The organism is Marinifilum sp. D714 (assembly GCF_030851345.1).
Taxonomy (GTDB): Bacteria; Bacteroidota; Bacteroidia; order Bacteroidales; family Marinifilaceae; genus Marinifilum.
Genome location: NZ_JALPNU010000005.1, coordinates 22127 through 47165 on the forward strand (window position 1 = coordinate 22127; position 25039 = coordinate 47165).

General features: G+C 36.9%; 17 protein-coding genes. All 17 read right to left on the reverse strand.

The features are described from left to right. Positions 1 to 82: 82 nt before the first annotated feature. Entirely contained in the window at positions 83 to 1342 is a 1260-nt protein-coding gene (locus M0051_RS07000) for a thioredoxin family protein (RefSeq protein WP_306740817.1), read from the reverse strand. Positions 1343 to 1381: 39 nt separating this feature from the next. Further along, positions 1382 to 2533 carry a thioredoxin domain-containing protein gene (locus M0051_RS07005; protein ID WP_306740818.1) on the reverse strand — a complete coding sequence of 384 codons (1152 nt, stop codon included), beginning with the start codon at positions 2531 to 2533 and terminating at the stop codon, positions 1382 to 1384. 134 nt (positions 2534 to 2667) lie between these two features. Further along, positions 2668 to 4098 carry a RagB/SusD family nutrient uptake outer membrane protein gene (locus M0051_RS07010; protein ID WP_306740819.1) on the reverse strand — a complete coding sequence of 477 codons (1431 nt, stop codon included), beginning with the start codon at positions 4096 to 4098 and terminating at the stop codon, positions 2668 to 2670. Between the two features lie 8 nt (positions 4099 to 4106). Next, complete coding sequence (locus M0051_RS07015) at positions 4107 to 7214, reverse strand: TonB-dependent receptor (RefSeq protein WP_306740820.1); 3108 nt, start codon at positions 7212 to 7214, stop codon at positions 4107 to 4109. 175 nt (positions 7215 to 7389) lie between these two features. After that, entirely contained in the window at positions 7390 to 8772 is a 1383-nt protein-coding gene (locus tag M0051_RS07020) for a DUF6242 domain-containing protein (protein WP_306740821.1), read from the reverse strand. A gap of 323 nt (positions 8773 to 9095) precedes the next feature. Further along, positions 9096 to 12449, reverse strand: coding sequence for a SusC/RagA family TonB-linked outer membrane protein (locus M0051_RS07025; protein WP_306740822.1), 3354 nt, complete (start codon positions 12447 to 12449; stop codon positions 9096 to 9098). 236 nt (positions 12450 to 12685) lie between these two features. Further along, positions 12686 to 13696 (reverse strand): FecR domain-containing protein, encoded by a 1011-nt coding sequence (locus M0051_RS07030; RefSeq protein WP_306740823.1) that lies wholly within the window; start codon positions 13694 to 13696, stop codon positions 12686 to 12688. A gap of 77 nt (positions 13697 to 13773) precedes the next feature. Beyond that, complete coding sequence (locus tag M0051_RS07035) at positions 13774 to 14346, reverse strand: RNA polymerase sigma-70 factor (protein ID WP_306740824.1); 573 nt, start codon at positions 14344 to 14346, stop codon at positions 13774 to 13776. 310 nt (positions 14347 to 14656) lie between these two features. Continuing rightward, the gene (locus tag M0051_RS07040) at positions 14657 to 16054 is read right to left on the reverse strand and encodes an MFS transporter (RefSeq protein WP_306740825.1); all 1398 of its coding nucleotides are present in this window, start codon (positions 16052 to 16054) and stop codon (positions 14657 to 14659) included. A 250-nt stretch (positions 16055 to 16304) separates the two neighbouring features. Further along, the gene (gene glpC, locus M0051_RS07045) at positions 16305 to 17564 is read right to left on the reverse strand and encodes an anaerobic glycerol-3-phosphate dehydrogenase subunit GlpC (protein ID WP_306740826.1); all 1260 of its coding nucleotides are present in this window, start codon (positions 17562 to 17564) and stop codon (positions 16305 to 16307) included. A 7-nt stretch (positions 17565 to 17571) separates the two neighbouring features. Then, the gene (glpB, locus tag M0051_RS07050; protein ID WP_306740827.1) at positions 17572 to 18813 is read right to left on the reverse strand and encodes a glycerol-3-phosphate dehydrogenase subunit GlpB; all 1242 of its coding nucleotides are present in this window, start codon (positions 18811 to 18813) and stop codon (positions 17572 to 17574) included. A gap of 7 nt (positions 18814 to 18820) precedes the next feature. After that, on the reverse strand, positions 18821 to 20446 hold the full coding sequence (glpA, locus tag M0051_RS07055; RefSeq protein WP_306740828.1) for an anaerobic glycerol-3-phosphate dehydrogenase subunit A: 1626 nt from the start codon (positions 20444 to 20446) through the stop codon (positions 18821 to 18823). Positions 20447 to 20917: 471 nt separating this feature from the next. Further along, positions 20918 to 21292, reverse strand: coding sequence for a hypothetical protein (locus M0051_RS07060; protein ID WP_306740829.1), 375 nt, complete (start codon positions 21290 to 21292; stop codon positions 20918 to 20920). Between the two features lie 129 nt (positions 21293 to 21421). After that, on the reverse strand, positions 21422 to 23005 hold the full coding sequence (locus M0051_RS07065) for a DUF4369 domain-containing protein (RefSeq protein WP_306740830.1): 1584 nt from the start codon (positions 23003 to 23005) through the stop codon (positions 21422 to 21424). A gap of 212 nt (positions 23006 to 23217) precedes the next feature. After that, entirely contained in the window at positions 23218 to 24429 is a 1212-nt protein-coding gene (locus tag M0051_RS07070; RefSeq protein WP_306740831.1) for a thioredoxin domain-containing protein, read from the reverse strand. A 203-nt stretch (positions 24430 to 24632) separates the two neighbouring features. Then, positions 24633 to 24764, reverse strand: coding sequence for a hypothetical protein (locus M0051_RS07075; RefSeq protein ID WP_306740832.1), 132 nt, complete (start codon positions 24762 to 24764; stop codon positions 24633 to 24635). Between the two features lie 35 nt (positions 24765 to 24799). Beyond that, positions 24800 to 25033 (reverse strand): peroxiredoxin family protein, encoded by a 234-nt coding sequence (locus tag M0051_RS19750; RefSeq protein ID WP_373568305.1) that lies wholly within the window; start codon positions 25031 to 25033, stop codon positions 24800 to 24802. Positions 25034 to 25039: the final 6 nt, after the last annotated feature.

Below are 25039 nucleotides of genomic sequence, written 5' to 3' on the forward strand. Positions count from 1 at the left end.
TAATATTGTATGATTTGTTTGATTATATTTTTGTAATAAAGCGAGAGTCATTCCGCCTTTAACAGGCTTGGGATAAAATTCACTATTTCTTTTTCGCCGGTTTCATTCCTCCCAACTTCATCATTGGTACAGAAATAATTTTTGTTCCTGCAGCCTCTGCAGCCTTGTCTTCCTTTTCCGATGCCATCATGGTCGATTTGGCCTCATCGGCTTTGCCTACCAAGTCAAGAAGCTTGGCCTTGGTTGCCAGGTAACCCGATTTGTGTTCCGAGCGAGTTTCCCTTTCAGCGGTATAGCTCGCCCAGCGAAGTGCTCTTTGCAGCATTTCCTTGTCTTTTGACACCTTGGCAATAGTAGAAGCAGCTGAATCAAAATATCTCAACTCACTATCGTATTGCTTAAGGACAGCCAAATCCAAGGCAGCATCCACAACGTATGCATACTTGTTCCAGTCGTTCAAACGAGAATACTCATTCTTTAAGGCAATAGCAATTAACTCAGACGCTCTTGATAAGTTCGAGTTTTGCAAATCCTTAATCAATGCATCAAATCCTTCCTTGTCGTAGGTGCGTCCTTTACCAGGATAGAAGTAGCTGTAAGCTTCAATTTGCTTGCTGTAGGTATTGTAAATTTTTGAATCAATCTCGTCCTCTCCAACAACTTCCGCAAACCGATCTCTGCTCTTCACTATAAAACGGAATTCATCTGTTGCAGGATCTTTCATGAAATATTTAATGATGTTCCAGTTTTCCTTTTTCAACAAATCTTCCTTTTTCAGTTCTGCAATATATTTTTTTGCTTTTCTGGCCTCTTCCTTATCAAGGTTAGCCAAACGTAAGGAACGCAAATATGAAAACATGAACTCTCCATCGCGCTGACCAGCATCATAGGCTTTGTTAAGAGCCTCAAAGTTCTCGTCCTCCGATTGTGCTTCTTTTATATATCCGATAAACTCATCGGCACCATAAGCTCCAACCACTCTGTGAATCACTTCCCCTTTGGCATTGATCACCAAGAATGTTGGATAGGCATTGATCTTCCAACCTGCCTTTAAATCCGGTCCTTCTCCTTTTTCCATATCAACCTTGAAATTCACAAAATTGCTATTGAAATAGTCAGCCACATGATCCTGGGTAAACACATCCTTTGCCATCATCTTACATGGACCACACCACGAAGTGTAGCAATCCACAAAGATCAGCTTGTCTTGCTTTTTGGCTTTTTTCAAAACCTTTTTCCAACTGGAATGTTCAAACTCCACCTCTCGGTTTTGAGCATCAACATTTCCTGACAGGCAAATTGCCACTACAGCCATTGCCATTACTGTTAGTACTTTCTTCATTTGGTTCTTTTGTTTTTCAGTTTCTTCAACGATCTTTGTTTACTGATCATTGCCAACTGTATTTAGTTGTTTTTTAAGATCTTTAAATGCATTGATATAGCCTTGACTCAATCCATCGATTTTGAGTCCCATGTCGCACCAGCCAGCAGCAGCCTTTCGCAAACTTTTCTCTTTCACAGCCCTATTCACAGGCAATACATAATTGTACAAAGACATGGCTCCCTTATCGATTATTCCGCTTTGTAGGTATTTAGAAATGGCATCTACATAAGCATCCCAATTTCCCAATGTTCTGGATGTAGATATTTCAGAATAGGCACGAATCATTTCTTTATCGCGCACCTGATTCGCCTGAAGATCGTTCATGAAAGAGTGTTTTCTTTCCTTACTCAGCCTATAATTCCCATCCTCCTCTTTATCGCACAATTGATTTCCCTGGCGCAAAAAGGTAAAGTACACCTTGTCTTCCACCTCTTTCTTTCCATATACTTCGATAAAGCTTTCTTGATTCTTTAGCAGATATTGAAAGGCAGAATTCCCGGTATTGTGAACGTATTTTTTCAGAAGGTTCCAATTCTGTTGCTTCAATAATTCTTCCTTATCCAATTCTTTGAAATAAGCATTTACCACTTCCACAATGATTTTCTTCTCTCCTGCAGCTTCCAGCTTTTTTAAATAATCCACGACAAAATCAAGATCAGACACTCCCTTTTCACGGTATTTCTTGTGATATCCCGAAAGGGTAGCTGAACCATCCAATGTCTCGTTGGCAAATTTCAAAAGCTCGTCTTTATTCAAGGCACCCACACTCTTGTGAACAATTTTTTGATTGGCATCAAGAAACAAGAGAGTTGGATATGCACTCACTCCAAACTTTTTCTTTAAAGCAATGCCTGGCTCTTTTTCCATATCGAGCTTCACATTTACAAAGTGTTGATTGAAAAAGGCACTCACTTCTTTCTCTGTAAAAGTTGTCTTAGCCATCATCTTGCAAGGGCCACACCAGCTGGTATAGCAATCCACAAATATGAGTTTGTTCTGCTTGTTTGCCACCTCTAAAACTTCCTCCCAACTAGCATGATTGAAAGAAACTCCAGCTTTACCATCTTCATCTGGTCTTGTATTTGCTTTTACACCATTCGAAAAAGAGAACAGCATCAAGAGCAAAACCATTATCAGTTTTGTATACATTCTAATATTAATTTGGGAATACAATAGCCTATTGTCAGGAGATGTTGCAGGAATAACCTACAAACATCCCATCACAATAAAACTTGACTATAAAATAAGTTTGAGAGACCAAAGTGTTTTGGTCAGATTATCCTCTACAAATAGCCTGGATTCTGCTCCAGACTTCCTTTTGTAATGTCAATTTCACTTTTAGGAATTGGCAATACATATCGATTCTCAGGCAAATCTTTATCCTGAAGCTTACGCCCAGTTCGAATTAAGTCGTAACGGTGCAAGCCCTCAAAACAAAGCTCCTTTTCGCGCTCGAGCAAAATGCGATCGATCAGTTCATCTGCAGTAGAAAAATCAGCAAGCGTATAATCCGTAAAGCTAAGATCGGCACGACTGGCAATCTCATTCAGCAAATCAACAGCCTCTTGAGTAAGACCAGAAGTTCTTGTCAATGCTTCAGCTCTTGTCAGGTACATTTCCGACAAACGAATCATTGGGATGTTATCTCTGCCATCAGAATTATTAAATTTTGAAGTTGTAAACTTTGTAGGTTGCTGTCCGTTTGCTCCTTCATATCCTTTCCATATCAAAGTGGTTTTTCTCTGATCGGTATCGGAATATTTATTTATAAATACTTCAGGAACATAGTAGGAAACCTTGCTGTAATATGAATAAAAGTGGGTTCCAAACTGATGATCCCCATTATTAAACGTTAAAGGAATGGCATAGATAAATTCCTTATCTAAATTAACATCATAGCCACTACTTAAAGGAAAAACGGATCTAAGGTTGCTATTCAAAGTATAGTTCACATTGTCAATCAAAAGATTTGCTTCACTGGCAGCCTTTTCAAAATCCCCCTTATACAGATACACTCTTGACAATAGTGCGTGAACACTTCCTTGGGTTGCTCGGGCACGAGTCTCCAAATCATCTTTGTATACTTCTTGAAGATCAACCAAAGCCTCAGTCAGATCTTTTATTATTTGAGTGTACACCTCGCCCACAGAAGAACGAGTTAAGGCATTAGCTGCGTCATACCTGGTTCCTTCGTATGGAGTCAATTGTAATGGCAATCCCAATCCATTCATATTCCCCGTTAAGGCACCATCGCCAAAAAGCTTGAGCAGCACAAAGTAATTGTATGCCCTAAGAAATTTAGCTTCTGCAATGTGTTGCAATTCCAAATCCTCATTATAAGTTCCCAATTTCGGAATCGACTCAATCATTACATTGGCAACGTTTATTGTAGAATAACAATCTGCCCAGATCGATTTAGAGGTGGAATTATCAACGGGGAGTTCACCATTAATAACTATTTGATAATAAGAATTGCTCACTACCAACAGATCGGTTGTAAAATCACCGATGGTGTAAGCTGCTCCTTTATTTGCTTCGTATGTTTTGTTGTACACATCCATTAGTGCAGACTCTGCCGAACTTGCAGACTGAAAAACTTCAGTTTCAACGGTTGTATCTTCAGGTGCCAGGTCAAGCTGTTTATTACAAGCTGTAAAAACCAGGCCAGAAGCTACAAGCGCAAATGCATATATTGTATTATTTATCTTCTTCATGTCTCTTACTATTTTAGCCCAACTTTTATTCCTATCTGAATTGATTTCTGCTGAGGTATGGTTAGCTCATCATTGCCGGCATATACTGCAGAAGAACCAAAACTACTCACTTCCGGATCTGGTCCCGAATACTTTGTCCAGGTAGCTAAGTTAGATCCTTTTAAATACAGAACCAAACTTCTCAAGCCAAAGCGGCTGATACGCTCAGGATTGAATCGATAGGAAAGAGATACGTTTTTCAAACGAACAAAGGATCCATCTTCCAGAAATCGATCTGTCTGACGACTCACTGTATAATCAATGCCTTTTCCTGTATTTGAAAGGTTTTTCTTTTTAGGAATGTCGGTTTGATGACCAGCAATAATCCATTCATCCAAAATATCAGTACTTAGATTCTGATATTTGTCATCAGAATAGGTTAACAACTCCGCTCTACTTCCATTCATGATTTTTCCACCATAGGAAAATGAAAGAAGAGTGTTCAATTCAAAATTCTTATAGGAAAATACGTTGGTGATCCCTCCTGTGATTTCAGGTAATCTATCTCCCATAACAAACTTATTCTCGTAGTTTTCCACGTCACTGTTATCTCTTGCGTATTTTTCAGGAGCCAAAGTACTGACCGTACCATCAGCATATTTCCACAATGGGTTTCCTGTTAATGGATCAACAGAATGCCAATCGTAAAGGAACCATGCTGTAGCCGATTCACCAACTTTATAATAGGCATAACCAATTTCCGGACCTCCGGCAACATAACCATCCAAATTCAGTTTGGTTACTTCATTTGTATTGCGTGCCAGGTTCAGGTTGGTACTCCATTTAAATTCTTTGTTAACATTCAATGTGCTTAGGCTAATTTCATACCCTTTATTGGTCATGTCAACCAGATTCTGCTGCTGTCCGCTGTATCCAGTATAAAGAGGAACAGAAGAACGAATAAGCATATCGATACTTTTCTTTTGATAGAAGTCGAAGGACACCTGAACTTTTGATTCGAACAGACTCATGTCAAGCCCCAGGTCCAAAGTTTGTGTCTTCTCCCATTTTAAGTCCGGATTACTAGGCTGTTCAACTTCCAGGATGTTCTTCTTACCATAGATATTGGCGTTATCTTTCTGAACATACTGTCCCTGATGTCCATAGTAACCTCCCGAACCAGAAATACCACTAAAACCAAGACTTGCTCTTAGTTTCATATCGTCAAGCCAGGTGTATGCTTCCATGAATTGCTCTTTTGAGATTCTCCATCCTGCAGAAAAAGAAGGGAAACCAACATATCGCTCATTCTTATTGAAACGTGATGAACCATCAATACGATAAGTAACACCAGCCAGGTATTTATCCTTCCAGCGGTAGTTCATTCTGGCAAAGAAGGAAACCATAGCCCATTCCTGCAGAGAAGCTCCATCAACATGGGTTGTATTTGCCTGACCAATACTAAGTACGTTATTGGTTGGAAAATCAGAAGCCGATACTCTTACGTAATCTTCCTTAGAAGCTTCAAAGCTTTGTCCGAGAACGCCATTAAATACATGTTCGCCATGCTCTTTGTAGATGGTAGCAGTATTGTTGATCACATATTTCATGTTTTGAATGGTGGTTTGGCTTGCACTACCACCTTCCAAAATTGGCGAAGCATCATAAGACAGGTTTCTGTTATAAGCTTTTGAAGCCATAAAGTCGACACCAAACTCCGATCGTAAAGTTAACCATGATAACGCTTTGTATTCGGCATACAGATTACCGATCACACGCTTATCCTGTACAAAGTTGATATCATCTTTCGCCTTTGCTATTGGGTTAAAATAATTCCCTTTGCTATTGATGAAGTTATAGTTCCCATTTTCATCCCTTACCTCTATATTAGGAGCAGCTATCAGTGAATTTTTATAGACCTGACCTGAATTTAAAGAGTTATTATCAGTATATGAAATGGTAACATTGTTCCCGAATCTTAACTTTTCACTCGATTTGTACTCATAGTTAATACGGGCCGTATATCTTTTAAAGTCATTATTAATCACATAGGAATCCTGATCAAGATAGGACAAGGATAGAAAGTACTTGCTTTTGTCTGTCCCTGCTGACACGGTTGCCGAAACATTGTAGGTTTTAGCTAGGCGTGTGGCTTCATCTGCCCAATCAGTATTTATACCTTTCGTAAAATTCTTATCCTTGTAGGCATTATAGAAATCGGCATACTGATCGCCGTTCAACACATCAGGAACACCAACAGGAGTAGCTAAGGAAGTTGAAATATTGAAATCTACTTTAGGAGCTCCTTTTTTCCCTTTTTTCGTTGTAATCAAAATTACACCAGCAGCTCCACGCGATCCGTAAATTGCAGTAGCGTAAGCATCCTTCAAGATCTCAATAGATTCAATATCATCCATATTCAAGTTGGCCAAAGGATTACGCTCAAATTCTGAATTAGAACTAATCTGTCCTGCGGCTCCATTTCCTCCAATAGAGACTGCAGCTACCGAACCTGATTGATAAGATGTAGAAGAGTATCCTCCTGCTCCATATACAGGTACACCATCAATAATAAAGAGTGGGTTATTATCAGAAGCTAAGGAAGTTATACCACGAATGGTAATGGCAGTAGCACTACCAGGAGTTCCACTACTTGAATTAATCTGAACACCTGCAACCTGCCCTGCCAGAGCATTATCAATACTTAAAGCTGGTTGTTCCAGGGCTTGTACATCAATAGAGGTAACTGCTCCTGTTAAATCTCGCCGCTCCTGAACGCCATAACCAATTACAGCAATCTCTTTTAATGATACATTGTCAGTTTTCAGTGCAATATGATAATGTAATTTGTCGGTAATCTTTATTTCCTGAGAGATAAAGCCAATAGAAGAAATCAACAGGATGTCTCCTTTATTGGCGTGAATTGAAAATTTACCATCGAAATCGACAGCCGCACCATTGGTGGTTCCTTTTACAATTACGGTTGCCCCAATTGCCGGCGATTGATCTGAACTGCACAATACAGTTCCTGTTATGTGTTTTGTCTTTAGTTCTTGTGGCTTATAGGTTTGTGCTTGTACATTTGTTCCAATCATCAAGACTATAAAAGACAAGAACATGACTAATATCTTGTTCATATTCATGAGTTTTACTACATGTCCTTCGAGTTTCACCTGATCACTATTCACGTGTTCACTCTATTGAATTCAAACATCCATTTTCATGATTACAACCAACAATCTGCCAATTGTTAGTTAATGTTTGTTGTTTAATTTGAGAGTCTCATCTCAAAGACGAGACTCTCAGTAATTCTTAGTTTAAAGTTCCAGTCCAAACATCTTTCAAAACAGGAATTGCACCGTCAACAGCAGCACCTTTACCACCTACAATCATTAGGTTGTTTCCATCCTGAATTAATGAATGTCCATATCTTGCTTCAAAATCAATTACGCCTTCAGTCATTTGTGTCCAGTTTACACCGCCATCTTCTGATACCCAAGTATCATTAGCAGCTTCAGCAAGCTGAGCATTACCATCCATTTCACCGGTAACCACTTTACCACCTACAACGAAGATTCTTCCTGCATACTCATAAGCAACAAACTGCGAACGAGCTGTAAATGGAGTAGCCACCTCTACCTGAGTCCAGTTAGCACCGTCTGCTGACTTATAAACTTCATTGTTGTACTGAGTTGGATATTTTGACTCACCACCAATTAAGTACAATTCGTTATTGTACACCAATAACTGACCTCTAAAACGAGGAGTAAAATCATCACCAAGGTTGGTTTCCAGTTGAGTCCAGCTAACACCACCATCAACTGATTTCCATACATCATTGATAGGACCTGATGGACTTCCATAAGCCAAAGCAGAACCACCTACCAAATACAAATCGCCATTCATGTTGGCAACCATAGGTTCAGTTCTTGCAGAGAATTTATTGTCAGCAGCAGTTTCAGCAGCTACATCAGACCAGCTTTCACCATCAGCTGAAGAATAAACAGATGCCATTGCTTGACCAGTACTCCAATCAGACCAATCCATTAAAGTGTGACCACCGATCAATAGAATATTGTCGTTGTATTTCACTGCCGCATAACCAACGCCAATACCTTCAGCAAGGAAATTATCATTAGCTACGGTCCAGGTAGCACCATCTTCAGAAGAATACAAGCTATAAGTATAATCTGTTGACTCTCCTCCAGAGATGAAATACTTTCCACCAACTTTAAATGCGTGAGTGTAATCGTAATTTGGGAAACCAGCATCAGCAGTTTGCTTTGTCCATGCTGAAATTTCAGTTGCAACATTTACTCTTACCGTATAAGTTTTCGCTGTTGTTCCGTCTTCAGCAACCACTTCATAAACTACATCTGAAGAAAAATCCTGCTCAGACTGACCGCTTACCTGCTCAACATCATTCACAAAAACAGTTGTAAGAGGTGCCGAAGTAAATACAGGTTGTAAAGAAGAACAGTCAAAGCCATAAGGCAATGCAGACTCATTGGTAATGACACCATCGGCACCAATCACAAAGTCATAATTGTTGATTACATCCTCATTAAATTCAAAAGACAAAAAGCCAGTAAGGTTGCTTAATTTTTCATCATCGCTACATGAGCTTAATGCTCCACTAAATACCATTGCAAACAACAACATTGCTACACTCCAAGGGTTTCTTAAAACTTTCATAAAATTTTAATTTTAGGTTATTAATTGAGTTTATTCAAAACATATTCTACAACCATTTGAGTTTAGCCTCGACAATGGATCCTTTTACCAAAGCATCGCTCAAATAATCCGTATCATTCTATTTACTATTCACTTAAAAAGAATTTACCTGAAAGAGAAAGGCATGTTTCATCCCCTATTACCAACCAGATGGTTGATATTATTTTTAATTCAGACTGATGTTTTGTAACTAATTAATGAAAGGTTTACATTGTCCTGCCAGACGCCGTAAGGTTTTCATTTACTACATTCTTTTTTAATTTATTTACTTGACAATTTTTATTCTATAAACTAACTCTTAGGCCCAAACTAAATGTTTTAGCTTGAGGCATGGTTACCTCATCGTAACCTGACAATAGTGATGAAGGTCCAAAAGCACTCACTTCGGGATCAGCACCTGAATATCCAGTAATTGTGAACAGGTTTGTTGCCTGAGCATATACTTTTATCCTCTCAAGTTTCAAAGTCTTCACAAATTTCCTGGGTAAATGGTAAGCCAATACAAGTTTCTTCATTCGCAGAAACGATGCATCTTCGAAAAAACGACTACTTGTTCGACTTGTAGTATAATTGTTCTGGCTAGTAATTGATGGATTGAATAAGGCCGGCTGGTTCGTTACATCCCCACTCTTGCGCCAGTAGTTTGCTACATCTTTAGATAAATTATAAACCTCGGTTGTGGTATAAGTATGCAAAATTGCAGAGGTACCGTTCATTAGTTTTTTACCTTCAGCAAAGACAAAATAAGTACTTAATTCCACACCTTTAAAAGAAAACACATTGCTAAAACCTCCTGAATACTTAGGCATACCGGAACCAAAAGTCATTCTGTTTTCCATATTGGTTGGCGGAGTCTCCTTTAGACTGCCATCGGCATATCTCCACAATGGATTTCCATTATTCGGATTTACTCCTGCCCAATCGTATAGATAAAATTGAGCAGCCTCCCTGCCTTCTTTGAAATATTTGTAAGCCTGATCTTGTCCCCAAACCTCATAACCTGCTTGATTCAATTCCAAAACTTCGTTGCGATTGAAGGCAGCTGTAAGAAACAGGTCCCATTTGAATGTACTGTTTATTAAACGGGAATCCAGTGTTAACTCAACACCTGTATTCTTCATGGCTCCAACATTTATCCACTGTTGTGAATACCCCGTAACAGCAGGCACATCGGTGAACAATAGCAAGTTGTTTACCTTCTTGGAATAATAATCAAGCGAAGCATTCACTTTGTTTTTCAATAGACTAAAGTCCACCCCAAAATCAAAATTTTCTGTTTTCTCCCATGAAAGATTAAGGTTTGAACCATTTGCTTCCGTATAAATGGTTTTCTTCCCGTAGGTTAAATCATTTCGATGCGTTTCATAAGTCCTCAAGGCACCATAGGTATAAGTAGATTGTTCTACCCCTGAATATCCAAAACTTGCACGAAGCTTTAGGTGGTTAATCAACTCCTCGTCACTTTGATTCACTACAATCCATCCTGTAGAAAATGCAGGGAAAATTTGATATCGATTGTCATCACTAAATCGAGAAGAACCATCAACCCGGTAGCTCAATCCGACAAATAGTTTTTTCTTATAATTATAGTTCAACCTTCCGAACCATGATGCCAAAGCATACTTTCTTCTGTCGCTGGAATAATCAACGAGATTATATGCATTCCGATTGGTTATCTGATAGGTACTTTCATAGTCCAGTTCTTTCTCCTTCTGTCTTGACTCCTCAAAACTCTGCCCAATTACGAACTTAAAGACATGCTCTCCGAAAGATTTATGTCCTCTCAACATATTGGCGATTACAAACTTTCTGGAATAACCATCTGTTTCGATTGTAATTTTTTTATCAGGAGAATCACTATTTCTATAGGAAGCAAAAGCATCGGTCTCTATGAAATTGATGCCCAAATCTAACTTATAAGAAAGCCAATCTGTGAGTTTCATATCAGCATAAATATTTGAAATCACATAGTTATCCAAAGCTTCCCCTTTATCATTTAACGCCATTGCCACAGGGTTCTCCGTATATATTCCATATGGATTGTTTCCCGTTGAAAAATTAAAGTCCCCACTTTCATCGTACACACTAATATTAGGAGCCTTTAATATGGCATCGCGATATATTTTAGGAGCCAAAATAGAATTGTTTTTCTCCGATGTCATTGAAATGTTAGCTCCTAATTTTAAATATTTGTTGATGTTTTGTTTGAAATTAAATCTACCAGTATATCTTTTAAAATCTGCACCTTCTATATAAGCCTCCTGATTTAAATGTGAAAAGCTAAAATACAGGTATCCATTGTGCTTTTTATTCTGAATAGAGAAGGCCAGCTTATTACTGTTGGCATTCCTCACCACCTTATCATACCAATTGGTATTTGTGTTGGCTGGAAAAATTACCTCCTTATTCTTTAACTGACTGTAATAGTTGGTATAGAATTGAGCATACTCTTCACCATTCATCAGGTTAGGCTTTCCAACTGGTTTGGAAACACTTGTTTCCATCATAAGGTTTACTTTCAGACCAAATTTCCTTGGCTGTTTGGTTGTAATTAAAATAACACCTGCGGCACCTCTAGATCCATAGATCGACGTTGAGTAGGCATCTTTCAACACACTAATAGATTCAATATCCTCTGTGTTGATCATGTTAAGGCCATTCTTTTGAAAATAATTTGATTCACGCAAATCATTATAGACGTAATTATCAGCCAAACCAAAAAGGGGACTTCCTGAAAATGATAAAATATTAATTTGATTTAAACTTTCCTCTGTATTAAAAAGAGGAACGCCATCGACAACAATTAAAGGGCTGTTTGCATCAGGTTGCAAGGAAGTAACTCCTCTAATTGCTATGGTTGAAGCTCCACCAGGAACACCAGAGTTTTTTTGCATCCATACACCACTTGCGGTTCCTGCCAATATCTCATCAAAATCATTCGGAATTTCACCGGTCATTGATGCAGAAAGGGTACTTATAGCTCCTGTTTTTTCCTCCTTCGCCTCTTCGCCGTATCCAACAATGTTTACCTCTTGTAAGTTTATCACATTTGTATTGAGCCTAATATCTTCAATCATTTTGAGTCCGACAATGTTTTCACTGGACACAAAACCAATGGCAGATACAACAATGGTATCACCCACAAAACATTTTAGACTATAGTAACCATCCTTATCGCTTGCAGTTCCCTTAAATTCATTTTTCACTCGAATAGAGGCCCCAACAATCGGTTGACTATCCTCATCACACAAGATTCTACCCACAACCATCTTCCCCATACGAATCAATCTGGCAGCCTCAATCTTATTGGAAGCTTCTAATTGCAACATGGGTATTGGTCCATCCATCTTCTTTAATATGATTTTATCACGATAGAGAATAAAAGTGAAGCCAAGCGGACTCAAAACCATTCCCAGTATCTCTTGCAAACTTATTCTCTCCTCTGACGGAATGGTAATGGCTACTCCTTTAATTATTTCAGGATTGTATACGAAAGTGAAATCTGTTTGCGCTTGAATTTCCACAATGAAATCTTCCAAGCTCATCCCCTGAGTAAGCTTGGAAGTTGATATTTCCTGAGCTTGTGAAAATGAAAGGATAGAAAAATGGACAAAAATCAGGCTTAAAATTAACTTCATTAGCTCTTTACATCCATTCTTAAAAAGGGATGAATTACAAACATTTAAATTTTTGTTTGCTGCGAATGAATATTTTTTCCTAATTTTGTCGTACATAATGCTAGCTGAAATAGCTCCTGCTATTTCGATTAGTTTTTTACTTGACAAGTAAATTTACTACATGTTAGTTAAAATACCGGAGAGCTGCCACTCTTTGGTATTTTTTTTGAGTACTAATCAGGACTCCTCCTACAAGATTAGAACTCATTTTTATTCCCAACAACAACCATATCTTTCTCAATTTTATAAGAGAATTCATTGGTCATTTTAAGAATCTTCATGATTTCTTCTAACTTTTCATTTTCAAAGCTGGCTGTAATTTTTAAATCCTTCAGACTGCTATCCGTCAATTTAAATTTTACACCATAGGTTCTATATAATGTCTTTGTCAATTCAGACAAAGGCGTATTTACAAAGTGTAATCTTCTTTTCATCCAGGCAATATCGAGCTGATTATCCACTTGAAGTCTATTCATTGACTCCGTGTTGTGATTGATAACACCTTTTTGCCCCGGCACCAGATGAAAACCTTCCTCTTCCCCTTTGTGGCTATGAGTAAAAGCTACATTTCCAGTTATAACAGAAGTCTCCATGCGCTCATCTTCGGGATATGCTTTTACATTAAAAGAGGTTCCCAAAACTTTTACCTCTGCACCATCAAGATCTATCACAAAAGGTTTACTTTCATTTCTTGCCACATCGAAAAATGCTTCTCCCTCCATATATACATTTCGTTCCGTACCTTCCAAATCAGATTTGAATTTCATACGAGAATCCCCGTTCATGTATATGTGAGAACCATCAGCCAAAAAAAAGTCTGTCTGCTTTCCTGCATCACATTCTCTTACTTCGTAGCCTATGGTATTCATCCATGAAAATGGCTCACTTATTTGGTTCCAGGCAAGACTTCCAACAGACACAGCGATTAATACAGAAGCTGCAATACGGTACCAATTGGCACCAAACAATCTTCTAACTGGTCTTTCATCAGCCTGCTCAGCTTTAATTCTTCCCTTAACTTTATTTAAAACACGACTTTTTTCTTCTGAAGAAGTTTGCAAAACAAGTCCTTCCCAGCCTTGTTTTAACTCATCAAATAGCTTTTGGTTTTCTGCTGAAGATTCAAGCCATCCCCGTAATTGGCCCATCTCTTCTTCAGAGATTTCTCCAGCAAAATACTTTGCTATTATTTGATGTATATGATTCATTTCCGTCATTATATTCTAGTAGTTCATTTTTAAGACAATGCTTTTTTCATTTTCCACTAAGGAAAAATGAAAAAAGTTTATTTTTTTTTGTTTTTCCCCTGATAACCTATCATTTCTGCTAGCTTCTTAATCGCAATACCCATTTGTGTATCCACAGTATTTACAGATACACTAAGTTTTTCAGCCACTTCTTTATACTTCATTCCCTCAAAACGAATCAAAAGAAAAACCTCTCTACACTTGGGTGGTAAACTTTCAATGCTATGGATAATTTTATCTTGTAATTCTTTTGCTATAATTACATCCTCGGCTGTATTGTCCTCGCTTATTTTATTTGAAACCACCTCATCAATAGAATCCTTACCAACTCTCTGTTCTTTATTGATATAATTCAAAGAACGATTCTTTATACTTACGAATAGATAATTATCGAGATTCTTAACATCTTGCAATTTCTCTCTATTCTGCCAAACTTGATAAAATACATCAGCTACAACTTCCTCTGCCAAATCTTTGCTTTTTACTAATACAAAGGATGCTGTTAAAAGCCTGTCGTAATAAATATGAAAGAGTTCATCTAAAGCACGTTCATCGGAATCAAGCGATAATCTTTTAATCAGAAAATCAATATTTTTGGTATGATTTTTCAAGGGTTTAGTTTTCTTAGGTGGTTAATATAGGTTGGTCAAAGATGCAAAAAATCTTATAAAGTGAAAATTTCAAATTAAAAAGACTGGATAATTACATCCAAACAATCAAGATAACATCCTTATCATTGTTCCGCTAGTATTCAGTCATTTAAACCCAATTCAACTTTTCTAAAATCTTATTCACTTCAATGTTGGTTTTTCCAATTCACTAACAACTCCAATCACATCAAAGAATGCATCCATAAATGTTACGAAACAAAAAAACCGCCTCAATTGAGACGGCTTTTAACTTCATTGTTTTGAATTATAGTTATGCAGCTTTCTGTGCATCTAATTTTTTTGTTACTCTACCGTAAACAATTAAAGCAATTGCCGATACTGCAGCAATTCCAACAAAATAATACCAAATGTAATGTGCATTTGCTGATGCTACTTCCCATTCTGCTCTACTATCAAATAGTATTGGATCAGGACAGTATTTTGTAAGAAGAACTCCGGATAATCCGAAACCTAAAATAGAAGATACAAATGAATGTAAGTGACTAAATCCTAAATACAATCCTTCCTCACCCTTTGGAGCTTGCAATGAAAAATACTCTAAGAATCGAGGTGAAATAAACGATTCTGCCAACCCTTGGAATACAATACCAACAATCATCATAAATGCTACAGGATGCATGCTGAACAATCCTAAATCAATTGACTCTACATTAAGCAAGTTACCCGCTGCCATACATAGTGCAGAAATCGGCATAATAAACATCCCTATGGTCATAGACAAAAGTGCTGTACGTTTTGCCATAATTTGAGTAATTAAACCAACAAATAGAACAACTACCAATGGGTTTACATTGGCATACCATGATGGAGATGCTCCTTCACCTGCCATACGCAAAACATATTTAGGCATGGTTGCATACAATTGATGTTGTACCATCCAGAATCCGGTAACAATTAAAATTAATGCTACCAAACGACCATTCGCAATTACCCTTGTTAATGCTTGCCAAATCTCACTTAATGATTTTCCTTCACCATCTGTTTTTGAAGTCTTAAAGAAGAAGAATACTGCAAAAACTGCTGCCAAGGTCATTGCTGCAGAAAAGAAGTTTAGGTTTACCAATCCTTCGTTCCCCATAGCTTCACGCAATGGTTTCACAATGGTTTTTCCTGAGAATGATCCGATATTTACCATCATGTAAAAGATAGAAAATCCTTTTGCACGATTCGATTCTGTTGTCTCTTTAGCAACAGTACCTGTAATTACTGATTTAATAAATGATCCACCAATCATTATCACAATCACAATTGGTACAATCATCCATTTCCAACTTGTTTTCTCCAGTCCTGTAAATTTGGTTACTTCGGTATATTCAACCAAACCAGCAGCTTCCAACATGGTTGGTAAAATTGCTAAACCAGCATAACCAATACTTAGTAATGTGAAAGCCAACAACAATGCTTTTCTAAAACCCATTTTATCCGCTAAGGCTCCACTAAAGGTTGGTAATAGATACAAACCAGCTGAAAACAAACCTGATATCATTGCTGCTTCAATATCAGTAAAGCCTAATATTCTTGAAAGATATATTGTTATTACAATGAAAACTCCATAGTATGCTGCTCTTTCTAAAAGCTCAACAGAATTGGCCACCCAAAAAGCTCTTGAGAACTTTTCTTTTCCCGTACTCACTTGTTCTGCACTCATTTTAATTCTTTATTTAGTTTTATTTTAAGGTATAGTTGTCCGTAATATTGGGCGTTAAAAATAGATTACCCCATTGAATTTCACAAGTAGGGATTCTCCTATTTTTTACCCAAATCGAGCCTGTATATCAGAATAAATTTTAAAAGAATATTTACTTGCAAAAAAGATGCCGCAATCAATGGATTGAAATGATCCAATAATCGCGGCATTAACCTAACTTAAAAATAAAATATTTTGCTCTACTACACGCTTATTTTTGCCATAGTTTCATTGTAGCATCAACATCTATTGCTTCTGCCAGAATAGATATTGGATGCTGAACTTTGCTAGATGTTGACATTTCTATTTGCCATTTACAGGTTTCACAATCTGTGGCAACAAAATCAACCTTAGAGTTTTCTATCTGATCGAATAAAGGTTTACCAACTTCCTGAGATGTTTGATAATTCTCTTTCTTAAATCCATAGGTTCCTGCTATCCCACAACATTGTGATTCAAGCTGAACCAATTCAACACTAGGTATCATTCTAAGAAGCGAAATTGAATAAATAGACCAACCTAACTTCTCCATATGACAAGGAGTATGATATGCGATTCTTTTTTTGTAATTCTTTTTAAATACCAAATTCAATTTTCCTTCATCAATCAATCGGAATAAGAAACGTGTTGCCAATTCACTATCATTTCTTATTTCCTCATTTTTTACTCCTAATAAATGAGGGTATTCATCGCGAATGGTAAATATACAAGTTGATGAAGTTGAAATCACTGGCATCTTTTTATCTACAATTGATTTCTTGAATGCCTCAACATTGTGTTTGGCTTGTTTGGTTGCCTGCTTGATTAATCCATTAGAAATTAATGCAACACCACAACATTTTTCCTTCTCCAAAAGGTGTACACCATAACCTGCAGCATTCATTACCTTAATCAGGTCTTTACCCTGCTGAGGGAAGTTATAATTCACATAGCAACCATGGAAATAACTAACATGCTTTTTGAACTTCTGCTGTTTTTTTTCAGCATACCTGCGATACCAGGTTTCAAAACGCAAGCCTGTATATTTTGGAAACATACGATGATGATCGATCTTTAGCACACTATCCATTACTTTTCGGACAGGCTTAAGTGCAACTGCTGTATTCACAATTGGAGCAAATGTACTTGCCATGGTTCCCACAATATCGGTATTCGCAAGAATCATATCGCGAAGTTTTGGCCTGCTTTTACTATACTTTATGCGAGCAGATTGAATAATGTCACCAATTTTAACTCCCGATGGACAGGCAACTTCGCAACGCTTACAATTTAAGCACAACTTCAAGGCCTCATCATAAAACTCAGGATCTTTTAATCGCATTCGTTCGCCATCTGGGCCAGATTGCTTTGGGCCTGGATAATCAGGATTTACTTCCAATACCGGACAATAAACGGTACAAATTGTACATTTGACACATTGCTCAAAGTTATTCTCACTAACGTTATATGGTTCAAATATTTCCTTTTTCATTGTCCTGCTATTTTAAAATTTGTTCAGCCGCATGAAGAGATGTAAGTAAACTTATACCTGCTCCACTTCCTTCTTTAAGAGGATTTGCTCCTCCCAACACTGAACCTGCCACATATAAATTTTCTACAGGTTCACCATTCATCAATGCTCTAAAATTCTGATCGGTTTTTACACCATAATGCATAAATGCCTGATCGTTAAATATCTTTTCATCAAACCATTTTTCACGATTGCTGTCGCCATCGATATCTAAACCAAAAATTGGTTCATATAATTTATCGTGAGTTGCCACAATTCCTTTGCTATAAAAACTTCCGCTTGCCAAAATGAATTGATCTGCCTCAAATTTTATATCTCCATGATTATTGGTTCTGATTTCCAACAATCTGCCATTTTCAAAAACTCCCCCTTCAACATTGTCTCCCAACAAGTATGTTCCTCCTAATTCCTGAAATCTTTCACGCAATGTAATCTGTGTGCGAATACCAGGAACTGACGGAGGTATGGCTGGTAACAAAAGAACTGGCTTTTCAATTTTCTCTTTTAGCTTATCTGCAATTGTCTTATTAAATAATCCAAATACGGCAGGAAGTATCACCACATCAAATCCATCACTAAGAACATTTGCTTTCTGTGCAAATTCATCAATAGCATTTACCTTATCAAATTCTTTGGCAATATTGGTTGAACGCATTTCGCTAGGGTTTTTACGAATTGCTTCAAACTGTTTCATCGAGATATTCTTAATTTGTGCTTGAACATCAAACTTTTTCAATCCATCTTTAATAAAGAGTGTATGAAAATCGAGAAATCCACTAAAATTTAAGATAACCGCTTTCTTCCAAGGGAAACTGTCCTTATTATCGAAGCTGGTAAAATCACTTAATGTCAACCAAGTTGGTTTCATAACACCCATAGGTGTTAATGTGAAGTGATTTCTATCAGCTTGACCAGTTAAATTCAAACCGGAACGAACCAGCAAATGCAAAGCATCATTTGTTAACCGTTCTATTTTATCCAAACCTACCCTTTTATAAGGATGAGTCTCAGATAAGGTTTTCATGCTTTCCAAAGGATTTGCAACCTCTTCACCATTTACCTTACCCAATAGATCGAAGGAACCCGAAAAGAAATGAATTGCACTTTGACCAGATGAAACAATCGCACATTTTTTTCCCTGCTCCGCCAATTTAATTCCACATGTGAGTCCGCTTAACCCACCACCTATTATAATGTTATCGAATTTCATACTCTGCTTAATTGTTTTCTGGTTTCAATCCATATATCCCTTCGTAAATCCAAGATGTAAATTGAATTTCATTAATCGTTTCACCCCAAGCAATTGGCGACATTCCTTTCCATCTCTCCTGAAGAAAGTTGGCCAAATCATCTTTTGCTTTTCCTGGTTCTTCCATCGATTCACAAAGCAAACCGGCTGCACGACAAGCACACAACTCGCCTTGACAAGTTCCCATTCCAACACGAGTTCTACGGCGCAAATCAATCAAGTTATTTACATGCAATTCATTAATTGCATACTTTACTTCCCCAATCGAAACACCTTCGCACTCACAAACCATGGAATCTTCATTCTCATCACCTTTTGCTATTTTATGAGCCAATGATCCATGTCTATCCTTTGCTGATTTTTGAGTAATACCATTGGCTGAATAAACCTTCTGGCTTACATTATTTAAAGTTTCATCACTTTTTGCAGATCCTGGTAATGGAATGTTGGCCGTTTCACATTTTTTATCGATATCTAATTTTTTACAGATTAGATCTGTTGCTTCTTCCGCCATTAAGCGATAAGTCATCAGCTTACCTCCTGTAATAGTGATGAAACCTTCCAGGCCATCTCTCTCCTTGTGATCCATCAATACAATACCACGACTAATACTTCTTCCACTTGGATCATTATCGGCGGCAACCAATGGACGAACTCCTGCATAAGCACGAAGAATACGTGTAGTGGCCAAGGATGGAGAAAGTTTTACTCCTTCTCTTATCAACACATCCACATCATCCTTGGAAACATACATATTGTCTATCTCTTCAATTGGAATTCGTTCCGAAGTGGTTCCAATCAAACAAATGGTATCTCCCGGAACAAGAATATCCGCATTGGCAGGTTTTCTACACCTGTTCAAAACCATTTTATTTACACGATGACCAAAAATCAGAAGAGAACCTTTTGCAGGAAACATATTGATGTTTACTCCTGCAAACTGGGCAATATTATGTCCCCAAATCCCAGCCGCATTGCAAACAACTTTTCCGTAATATTTTACTTTTTCCTTTTTCGCATGATCGAATAATTCTACACCATTCACACGATCTTGATCTTTCAAAATATCAACAACCTCATGCTGAGTTAAAATATCGGCGCCATTCAATTTGGCATCCAATGCATTTGACATGGTCAAACGGAAAGGATCAACCGATCCATCAGGCACTTTAACTGCTCCAATTATATCAGGATTAGCTGATGGTTCCATGCGAAGTGCCAACTTAGGATCTATAATTTCCGTTGAAATCCCTGCACTTGAACAAGCATCTACAAATTGAGACTGAAATGCAATATCATCTTCTGGTAGAGTAAGAAATAGTCCATTGTTTTCTTCGATGCAATGGTTTGCAATTTTTCGGAGAATCATGTTTTCCTCAATACATTCTGCAGCCGATTCATGATCGGTTACTGCGTATCTGGCTCCACTATGTAATAAACCATGATTTCTTCCTGTCGCTCCAGTGGCAAAATCATGACGCTCTACTAGCAATACACTTAATCCTCTCATCGCACAATCCCGCGCTGTCCCTGCACCTGTTGCTCCCCCTCCGATGATAATTACATCATATTCCTTGGATCTATTCTTATTCATGATGAGTATTCTTATTTCAATATCTTATTATTCAGCTTAACGAAGATTTTAATAAATCTTCGAATACAAAGATATACATCATACATAGCATTACAAAGTATGTCTTTAAAAAATATATTTTGCATTATCGAATCCTTAGCTTAAGAATGTGTCCGTTGATAAAATTATCACACCAGAATTATTTACGAATCCTAAACTCATAAACAATTATATATCCAGCATTTACACAACACAAAAGCGTTATTACCAAATAGATTTTCCGAAAAATAAATTAGAACAAAAACAGTTTAGGTAGATTGCATCTAAATAAAAAACATGAAGCATTTACACATAAAATCAATATAAAAAATGGCAAAATCATTAAAATGATTTTGCCATTTACTGTGATACAGGCCTTAAATCTGACAAAAATACCTGCAAACATTCACTTTGTAAAAAGTAATTTTATATAGGTGTTAATAGTTATAAATTTTAATTCTCATTCATTAACCAATGTCTTCCATTTTCAGGAATAGAAAACACTTTTAACTGATAACGATCAGAAGTATTATTTTGAATTCGAATCATCCCAAATGCAGTATCAAGAGGATTTCTTCTAATCAGGGCATGCCTAACAGTTAATTGTTGTCCCAATTCAGATTCTATAATCGATCCCAAACTTTCAGCATCATCAATATCATATAGTAGTTCTGCTGAACTTGCATCTTCTAGAATTCTAACACAATTGGGTGTAGTTATTCCCTTTAAAAGGTTTAAACAATACTCCTTCATCTGAGCAAATTGTATCTTTCCAGTCAACACTACATCCAATAAATCACTCTCTGGTCTGTATTCTACATTTATCATGACACACTCTCCCTTTTTTTCACTTCTACCTTATAGACAATTAATTGAGGAAATCGGGTGAAAGAAAAGCAAAAAAAAAGAGCCATTAAAAAAAAATGACTCTCTCTGTTTAAATTTTCTTATCAATTTTTAATTCACTGATACACACTTAACAATTCCTTTTTCAGCTGAAGCAAGATAAAGATTATCCTTACCATCAACGATCATTGGAATGTAGGAACATCCTTTCACCAATTCTTCGATACCAGCAATTTGTTTTGCTCCAGTACTGCTGTATACCTTAATACGTGTAGGGTCTTTCTCAACCGTTACAATAGCACCACTATTTAATGAAGCTACTGAAACAGGATTACAACACCCGTGGAAATCATTCAATGTTTTACCTCTCTGACCAAATGTCAAAATACTTTCACCAGAAAAGTTAAATCCTTGAACACGGAAAGCACCAAGGTTAGCAACCAAAATTTCATTTTTCGCATTTACCGAGAAATCAAGTATACCACAACATGGACGCATATCTTTCATTACAGGGCCAGCTTCTCCGTTAGTTTTATCAAACATGGCAAGTTTAGCACCTCTATAATCAGCAACCACAATCTTGCTGCCAATTATTCTTGCTCCAGTTGCTGTAATTACATCTTTCAAAACATACTTTGCTTTTTCCTTCCCATTTACATCAAGAACTACACACTCAACTGCTTTAGGCATCATCCTTTTAATTTTTCTACCTCTGACTTTTTTCTCTACTTCTTCCTGAATGGTACATAGCAAATAGATGCTATCATCTGCATCAACAGCCAACGACGAAGCCTGACCACTTAAATTGGCTTTAAACTCCTTAGCAACTTTCCCCTTAGCATTAATTACTTGAACTGTTCCATCTTTCTTTAATGCACATAGATTTCCATTCTTAAATGTTCCCAGGTAAATAATATCTTTTAGTTCCTTACCTGCATATTTTGTATCAACTTTGTATGAAACATTCTTTACATTGGCCATTAACTCATCAATGGTAACATCTTTCTCACTTTTCTTAGCCATTTCTGCAAGGGTATTCACAATGGTTGGATTCTTCTGAAGTTGAGCATCCATTGCAGCTACCATTTTCTGAGCTTCCTTATAATTCTTACCGGAAAGTTCTCTTACTACAAGGCTAGCAGCATGAGCTGAAGCTGGATATTCCATAATGAACTTCTCATTTAAAGCTTCCATTTCTTTTTGCTGAGGCTCTAATTTCTTCATTAATTCATCAGCTTGCTCTTTAGTGTTACCAGGCTTATAAAGCTGAGCCATGATATCTTTATACTTTGCTCGAATTTCATTGCTTTCCTTCTGGTAAATCGCATAAGTATCATGCTCTTTACTACCTGTTACTTTCATGTTTGAGAAATCCTTAATATCGGCAGTAACGGTAATCGGCGCATTTTCCACATAGATTTGTGCATAATTATTTGTTTCTGCAATTGCAAAGTAACACAAGGTTGGAATTGGGTAATCTCCTTTGATTTCAAACTTACCCTCTTTGATAATTGCAGTATCTTTTTGCATACCGCCAGCAGTATAATGAGCTAGTTCCAATTTCGAACCATCGGCAACACCTGCAATAGTACCTGTTAAAATCATTCCTGATTTTGTTTCTTTCTTGGCATTGTTACATGCAAACATTCCCAGCATGGCAGCCAGGACAACTAGTAGGTTTAATTTAAATTTCATCCGTTTAAAGTTTCATTTTTTTGTCGGATGTAAGTCACAAGATCAAAATAATAACTGTCGTATGTATTTAATATTATTTTAATTCTGCTCGTTTCATCGGATCAGTTTATAAATTTGTTTTTTTGATTTGGTATAAGTGGTCTGACTTCCCTATAAAGTTTTGTCAAACCACTTATTAAGTTGTTAAATATAATCAATAAATTATTGACTAATTACATTTTTTCAATTTCTTCTTTTAATGCCATTACACGCTTGTCGTTTTTGCCTCCTTTCTCGGCATTTTTAGAGATAAATGCATTGATGTTTTCCAATGCTTTATCTTTGTTATTTGATTTTTTATATAAACTTGCCAGGCAATAGTAACAAGCTAACATTTCACTATCCTCTTTCATATAATCTTCTACTGCTGTAATTGCTTTTCCATAAAGACCAGAACCTTCAAATGCAGGATCCATAGCAACTCGGTAAGTGGTATTAATTAAAATACCTGCACCCATTCTCTTGTCAGTCTTCAAGGTTTCCTTCGCCGATGAGATCTTTTTGTTGAACCAGGTATCATACTCTTTGTGCGCCAAATAGTAGGTAGAGTACCAGTTGTCTTCCATTTTTTTTTGCTGAGGAGCTGTGAAATCTTTCTTAGCTACTTCAATTGCTGATTTTAATTCTTCAATTGTTCCTGTTGTAGCAATACCAGATACGTATTTGTTCACTGCAGCTCCAACAATCCCATCATAATCTTCCTGACCAATTCCTTCAATAGCAATAAGTTTGTCGTGATTTGCAATAATGTATTTGTAAGCTTCACTTCCAAATTCCAGTGCTTCCGAATAGCCAATTACAGTAAAGGCATCAACATTAGCTAGTTTTTCTTTCGGACAATTTGCAATAAAATCTTTCCCAACAGCTAACACCTCCTCTTTCTTGTAAGCCGAATACAAGGCCTTTATATACTGTGCAACAAATTTAGGATCACGATTGCCTTCAGCATATTTTTTCTCTAATGCTCCAATTTGTCTTGAAGGATCACCGGCAATCTTTGCCTCTTCGATTAAACCAGCAGCATCCGAACCACCAACTTTGGTATGCAGAACTTTACCATTTGCATCCATAAACAATAAGGTCGGATAAGCTTTCACTCCATACTTTTTCTGAAGTTCAATACCTTCTCCCTTTTCCATATCCATTTTAACATTCACAAAATGTGCATTAAAATAGTCACCTACCTCTTTCTGAGGAAAAATATTCTTTGCCAGCATTTTACATGGACCACACCAAGTTGTATAACAATCCATGAAAACCATTTTGTTTTCTTTCTTTGCTTTTGCCAAAGCTTCAGCAAAAGTTCCGTGCTCGAATTCAATTCCCTGTGCAAAAATGCTACTGCTCATAAATATAGCTAGCATTACTCCTAATAACTTCTTCATTTTGAGTTAAATTTTATGGTAATTACCAATATTAAATTTCATTTATACTCTTAGGACATATCAAAAGGCAAAACGTGTGAATGGAGGATTGAATTTTTAACCTTAATTAACTTTATACAACCAGAATCGTTTAATCAACTGCATAAAAAATGCCAGCAGTTTTTACTGCCAGCATTCTGTCCAAATCATAAAACCAATCCGTTTTACTCACCAAATATATTCTGAAACATTTTATACATTGTTTCATCATTATCACCATCAGCGCCAAAACGACCGATAATTTCACCTTCCGGATCAATTAAAACTTTTGTAGATAAGGTATAAATTGCATACAAGTCACCAATATCATTTCCTTTTTCTTTAGTTCCTCTTAATATATGACGCCAGATTCAGATTTGATCCTATTTAACCGCTTTATGCCAAGCTGGAATATTATTGTCATCGCTAGCAATTCCAATAAATCAACATCCATTTTGTGATTATTGTTGGACAAAGAAATTAAGCGTTGGTTTCCCTTGCGACATGGACTACACCATGACGCCCAAAAGTCAAGCAGTACATATTGACCTTTGAATTCATCCAAGTTTAAGTCCTTATTATTGATATTGTA

Bases quoted from the DNA above. Each gene is read 5' to 3' on its own strand.
- M0051_RS07005 (WP_306740818.1), bottom strand. From the start codon at position 2,533: ATGTATACAAAACTGATAATGGTTTTGCTCTTGATGCTGTTCTCTTTT.
- M0051_RS07065 (WP_306740830.1), bottom strand. From the start codon at position 23,005: ATGAAATTTAAATTAAACCTACTAGTTGTCCTGGCTGCCATGCTGGGA.
- M0051_RS07030 (WP_306740823.1), bottom strand. From the start codon at position 13,696: ATGAATCATATACATCAAATAATAGCAAAGTATTTTGCTGGAGAAATC.
- glpB (WP_306740827.1), bottom strand. From the start codon at position 18,813: ATGAAATTCGATAACATTATAATAGGTGGTGGGTTAAGCGGACTCACA.
- M0051_RS07060 (WP_306740829.1), bottom strand. From the start codon at position 21,292: ATGATAAATGTAGAATACAGACCAGAGAGTGATTTATTGGATGTAGTG.
- M0051_RS07010 (WP_306740819.1), bottom strand. From the start codon at position 4,098: ATGAAGAAGATAAATAATACAATATATGCATTTGCGCTTGTAGCTTCT.
- M0051_RS07015 (WP_306740820.1), bottom strand. From the start codon at position 7,214: ATGAACAAGATATTAGTCATGTTCTTGTCTTTTATAGTCTTGATGATT.
- M0051_RS07070 (WP_306740831.1), bottom strand. From the start codon at position 24,429: ATGAAGAAGTTATTAGGAGTAATGCTAGCTATATTTATGAGCAGTAGC.
- M0051_RS07000 (WP_306740817.1), bottom strand. From the start codon at position 1,342: ATGAAGAAAGTACTAACAGTAATGGCAATGGCTGTAGTGGCAATTTGC.
- M0051_RS07025 (WP_306740822.1), bottom strand. From the start codon at position 12,449: ATGAAGTTAATTTTAAGCCTGATTTTTGTCCATTTTTCTATCCTTTCA.
- glpA (WP_306740828.1), bottom strand. From the start codon at position 20,446: ATGAATAAGAATAGATCCAAGGAATATGATGTAATTATCATCGGAGGG.
- M0051_RS07020 (WP_306740821.1), bottom strand. From the start codon at position 8,772: ATGAAAGTTTTAAGAAACCCTTGGAGTGTAGCAATGTTGTTGTTTGCA.
- glpC (WP_306740826.1), bottom strand. From the start codon at position 17,564: ATGAAAAAGGAAATATTTGAACCATATAACGTTAGTGAGAATAACTTT.
- M0051_RS07040 (WP_306740825.1), bottom strand. From the start codon at position 16,054: ATGAGTGCAGAACAAGTGAGTACGGGAAAAGAAAAGTTCTCAAGAGCT.